The 4,684-nt window shown below is 67.5% G+C and carries 6 protein-coding genes; all 6 read right to left on the bottom strand.

The window, feature by feature from the left end:
• Positions 1-9: 9 nt before the first annotated feature.
• Positions 10-321: a transposase gene (locus H9Y04_RS46390; protein ID WP_214662293.1), complete on the bottom strand. Its 312-nt coding sequence runs from the start codon at positions 319-321 to the stop codon at positions 10-12.
• 48 nt (positions 322-369) lie between these two features.
• Positions 370-1,329 carry a hypothetical protein gene (locus H9Y04_RS45435; RefSeq protein ID WP_187820119.1) on the bottom strand — a complete coding sequence of 320 codons (960 nt, stop codon included), beginning with the start codon at positions 1,327-1,329 and terminating at the stop codon, positions 370-372.
• A gap of 49 nt (positions 1,330-1,378) precedes the next feature.
• Positions 1,379-1,600, bottom strand: coding sequence for a hypothetical protein (locus H9Y04_RS45430; RefSeq protein ID WP_187820118.1), 222 nt, complete (start codon positions 1,598-1,600; stop codon positions 1,379-1,381).
• Between the two features lie 182 nt (positions 1,601-1,782).
• Positions 1,783-3,429: a hypothetical protein gene (locus H9Y04_RS45425; protein ID WP_187820117.1), complete on the bottom strand. Its 1,647-nt coding sequence runs from the start codon at positions 3,427-3,429 to the stop codon at positions 1,783-1,785.
• A gap of 153 nt (positions 3,430-3,582) precedes the next feature.
• Positions 3,583-4,125 (bottom strand): hypothetical protein, encoded by a 543-nt coding sequence (locus H9Y04_RS45420; RefSeq protein WP_187820116.1) that lies wholly within the window; start codon positions 4,123-4,125, stop codon positions 3,583-3,585.
• Between the two features lie 99 nt (positions 4,126-4,224).
• Positions 4,225-4,684, bottom strand: a 460-nt coding sequence (locus H9Y04_RS46385) for a hypothetical protein (protein ID WP_214662292.1), incomplete at its 5' end; no start/stop codon positions are given.

Genomic DNA, 4,684 nt, shown 5'->3' with positions numbered 1-4,684 from the left:
GCGGGTACATCATTTTCCCGGCAGGTTCGCCTGCGACAGATAGGCCGCGGCCCTGCGCAGGACCTCGTTCTCCTGTTCCAGCAGCCGGATTCGCTTGCGGGCCTCAGCCAGCTCCGCAGCCTCGCTCGTCGCCGAGGCGGACCCAGCGGCCAGGCTCGCCTCGCCGCGCTCCTCGGCCTCGGCACGGCGGATCCACTTGGTCAGCGAGGCGGGATGCACGCCGAAATCGGCGGCGATCTGTTCCAGTGTGACGCCGGACTCGCGGCTTCGCGCGACCCGTACGACGTCCTCGCGGAACTCCTTCGGATACGGCTTGGGCATTGCGACATCCTCCCAGCCCGCCACTCAGCGAGCCAGATCAGGTGTCACCTAACCCTGCAGCAGTCCCAGACGCTCGACAGGCAGCGGTACGCGTTGCTCGATGTCCGTGCGATGGGGAGTGACGGCGGCTCGTCCCTTGGATAGGACGAGATAGGCGAACCCATCGTGGCAGTACGGCTGTTCTCCCCACACCACTCCTTCACTCACTACCTCGCCACCGGTCTCGATCGCCCGCTGGGCTGCGAGGTCCAGGCGGCGTTGGCGGGGAGCGACAACTCGCTCGAGGAGATCGTCGATTCGCGCGTGGCGGGCCCTGGACCACTTCGGATCGTGTCGGCGCCGGTAGGCGTGGCGGCACGCATACCAGAACACGGGCAGTGCGAGCAGTGCCCAGAGGGGAGCGACCAGCCAGGCCGGCGCCTCGAGATGGTCCAGCAAGAGCACCACGACCAGGGCGTCCATGGCCAGCCCGAGCGCCAACACCCCGGCCGCGGTGAGCAAGTCGGGCAGACCGCGTCGGCAGTCGTCGGGCCGCCGCAGCCACCACCAGGCCGCATACAGTGCCCAGGCACCCACCACGAAGATGATGATCGCGAACCCGGTGACGTAGACGGGCTGCCCGCGAGGACTGGCCACACTGTCTTGGCCCACCCCATGTCCGCGGACCGAGACGATGTCGCCCCGCCAGACCATCGCTTCCACCGCGTCCCCCGCAGCGAGCCGTTCCAGCAACGGATCCGCGCCGTCGAAGTGGACCCTGCCCGCCCACGGCTTCGGCCCCGAGACCTCGATCCAGTACTCGGCGCCCTTGCCCGATCCGATGTGCACCCTGTCGACGGTCAGCCCCACCGTACGGACGCAGTCCTCGATGGTCACGCCGGTCGTCTCGGCGCTGCAGACAGAAGCATGCTCCAGCGCCCCTTCCCGAGCCAGCGTGTGCGGGAGCAGAAGCGCCAGAAGGAGCGAGGCCCCGGCGACCGCAGCCACTCCCGCCAGCAAAGCGAACACGCCTCGGCACCGGATGCCTCTCACACTGCTGCCGGACACCCAGGTCCCCTCAAGTGTCCAACTGGTCGGGGAGCCGGTAGGCGATCCGCGAACGGGCCGGATCCCCGGCCTGCTGCACTATGACGCTCTGCGCGCCGATCTCGTCCAGCACCACCCGGACTTGCCGCACGCTGTACGGTCCGGCGAACTCGCCGATCAGCGCCGACAGGGTGATCCCCGAGCCGTCCTGGGCATGTCCGAGGAGTTCCACGAGTTCTTCGCGTAGGTGCACGGGGCATCCCTCTGTGTGGTCGAGAGCACGCCACCGCTGTCAACTGCGGGGCGTTGCCGCTGTTTCGTTTCTGTGGTGCTGACCTGGTGCGGACCCGTGTGAGGCCGCCGGTGAGGAGGCCGAGGCCGGTGTTGATTGCCGGTCAGGGTATGGCTTCGTGTGTTCGGCTCGGGGCTGCGTGCTCAGTCGGGTATGAGCGCGTCAAAGAAGGTGCGGTCTTCGTCCAGGTCCGCGCCGAGGAGGATGTAGTCGCCGGCCGGCCACACGGGGCGTCCTTCGATCCAGGGCACGCGGATGTCCAACTGGTCCGCCGTGCCGTGTAGGAGAACCTCGCCGCTGGGGCCTGGGAGAGGCTGTTGGGCGAACAGTGGCTGCGCCGCAAACGGTGTGTCATCGCCTATTGGGAAATAGAGGGCCCAGGGCGCGTGGGTGGCGTTTTCCCGCAGTAGCACGTAGCGGCCGGTCTGCTGCGGCTGGCGCGCGGCGTCCTTGGCGAGGGTGCGCACGATCCGCGAGGCGCGCAGCGTCCGGGCGGCCGCGGCGAGGAACATGCCGCACATGAGCGCGACGATCATCCACGAGCCGCTGCTGGCGACCATGAAGACGACGAGTACCCCCGCGAAAGCGAATGCGGACACGGCCAGTTGCCGCATCCCGGCCATCTCCAGCAGCGGCCTCACCCGCCACCACGCAGTCGCACGATCAGAAGTGGCGGGCGGGTAGGTGCTCGGTGCCGTCGGCTGGGCGAGGGCCTGCTCAGCAGCCGCGGCGGACAACTCGGCCCAGTCGTATCGCCGGTCTTGGTCGTGTGCCTTGACCAGTGACACACGCGGCCGATGTTCCTGCGGCACTCCGGGGGCGGGCGTAGTGGGTGCGTTTCGGTGGCGTACCGCGCCGATACCGCGGACGGCGAGAGTGCCCGCTGAGCCGAGCAGCACCAGACCGCCGGCAAGCATCCCGATTGCGTAGGTCGTGAAGGCGTTTGTACCCTCGAAATCGGCGTTGTAGATGTCGCCCTTGAACGGACCGTGAGCGACCTGCCAGCCGTCCATGGCCCGCAGACTGAACTCGCCCGTGGCCTCGTCCAGTAGGCTCTCCGAACACGCCACCTCACCCGTGTGTTCCGCATCAGTGATCGGATCCTTCCACCACGCCGAGCACCGGCCCTCGGAGTCGGGGCCGGAATCGGTGATCAGCGGCATCCACGGATCCGAGGCCATGGACACGGCCCCGGCGACGCTGACACCCAATACCGCCAGCCCGGCGGCCGCAAGCCCGGTGAGCAGCCGCCACCGTACCGGCGCACGGCCGCCGCCCTGCACCCACACCGGTACGGCACCCGTTCCCGCCGGCGCGGAGCCCTCACCGAAGGGCTGTACCGCAGCGGGGCGCTGGAGTAGCGCGGCCGCGATCGCGGCCCCAGACTCCCGCTGGGCACGCGCCGTCCCCACGTCACGCGCCCACAGCAGGTCGCCGCCGCTCGGCCGCATCAGCACGCCGCCGCCCGAAGCGTCCCCGCACCACCACAACCGCCCCCGTGCATCCGGCTCGGCCAGATGCCACCGCTGCCGCACGGCGACCACGGAGCGCACGAACACGCTGTCGTTCGTCGGGGCACGCAGGACGACCGAAGGGCCCGACCACACCGACGGCCTGACCGCCGCCGTACACGCCACCCACGGATGGGCCCGCAGAACCCGTCGCATCCTCCAGTGGTTCCGCAGCGCACACAGGCCAATGCCCCACGCCGTCAGCCCCAGTCCGCCGGCCCACACACCCGCACCCGGCAACAGCCCGCCTAGCAAGACCGCCAGCAGCATGGTCAGCACGCCGCCGCCCGCCCAACACCAGGCACGCCCGCGGTACGTCTCGAGTGCATGACGCGTCGCGGGATGGTCGATCGCTCTCACAGAAACTGCTCTCTGGTCTAGTCCATGCATCGTCGTGGGGCCAGCAGTCAGGAACGTCCCATGCACTTTCGATCAGACGCCAACCACCGCGGCGCTGATCGCGCACAGCACTGCCAAGACAGAACACGTATCCGCCACCCACGCCCGAGTCAGCGCGCGCCGCTCATGAACGCCGGCCTTACTCCCGCCGCCCCTTCTCCGCCTGGCGTTGATGCGCTCAGCCGCCCTGTCCGCGGTGCCCACATAGTGGTCGATCAAGGAGCCGCCAAAACCGGTGGAGTAGATGAATCTCCCTGACGACGTAACAACGGTGAGGGTTCCTCTGCTGTTTGAAGCTACTTCCCTGATATCTCGATAGGGAACGTGATGGGTCACCAAGGGGTTCACGACCTTGAGCTGCTCTCCAAGGACAATCGAGGAGCCAAAAATTCGGCGGGCCAAGGCCACCATCCCGAAACACGCCGCGCTCCCGATGAGCGGTCCACCACCATCGCGAGGAACAAATGCCATCGCGGCGAAGCCGCCGGCGGCAAAGAGGAGTGTGAAGCCCCACGAGAGGGCGCGAAAGGACTTCCTTCGGAGTACTTCCGTATCCGACTTGTCGGCCGGGTTCATGTCATGCCCTTCTGGTGTTCTCGCGACGCTGATATCTGGGCAAGGAAGACGGCGTGCACATGAGTCTCAACTCTCATGCGCACGCCGTCGACCATCAATTCAGCATGCCCCGACGTAGGCGCCGAGACTGGCGTTACCTGCGCCGCAGAACCCTGTGTTGAAGCCAGCATTTACGGACATATTTCCGTATGTGCCGCCCCAATTGATGCGCGTCGATTGCTGCACTACGGCATGCCTGGTGGAGTTGGCAGGTGCCGTCACAAGCACTGATGGCTGGCGAACAAGCGCGCTCGACTTGTATGCCTCGCCCCAGCTCCTGGCGCCGCCGACGCTCCTGCTGAATGTTGCTGCGATTCCGGAGCCAGCTGCAGTCCATGCCAGGTCCTTAGCGTACGCCACACCATCCCAGTTCCCTTCCAGCATGCCATCACCCACGAATTTCGCGGTGGCTATGCCAGCGCCCGCAGCTGCGCAGACCCCCACTGAGGCGACGACGCATGTGGCGAATCCGGCCGCGGGGAGTACGCGGTTCTTCCAGCCGTCCCAGGTGCCGAAGGTG

The organism is Streptomyces polyasparticus (genome assembly GCF_014493765.1).
In the GTDB taxonomy this organism is placed as follows: domain Bacteria; phylum Actinomycetota; class Actinomycetes; order Streptomycetales; family Streptomycetaceae; genus Streptomyces; species Streptomyces polyasparticus.
This window is presented reverse-complemented; position numbering and strand designations above follow the sequence as displayed.

Coding starts and splice junctions, on each gene's coding strand:
- H9Y04_RS46390 (WP_214662293.1), bottom strand. CDS start 321: ATGCCCAAGCCGTATCCGAAGGAGTTCCGCGAGGACGTCGTACGGGTC.
- H9Y04_RS45420 (WP_187820116.1), bottom strand. CDS start 4,125: ATGAACCCGGCCGACAAGTCGGATACGGAAGTACTCCGAAGGAAGTCC.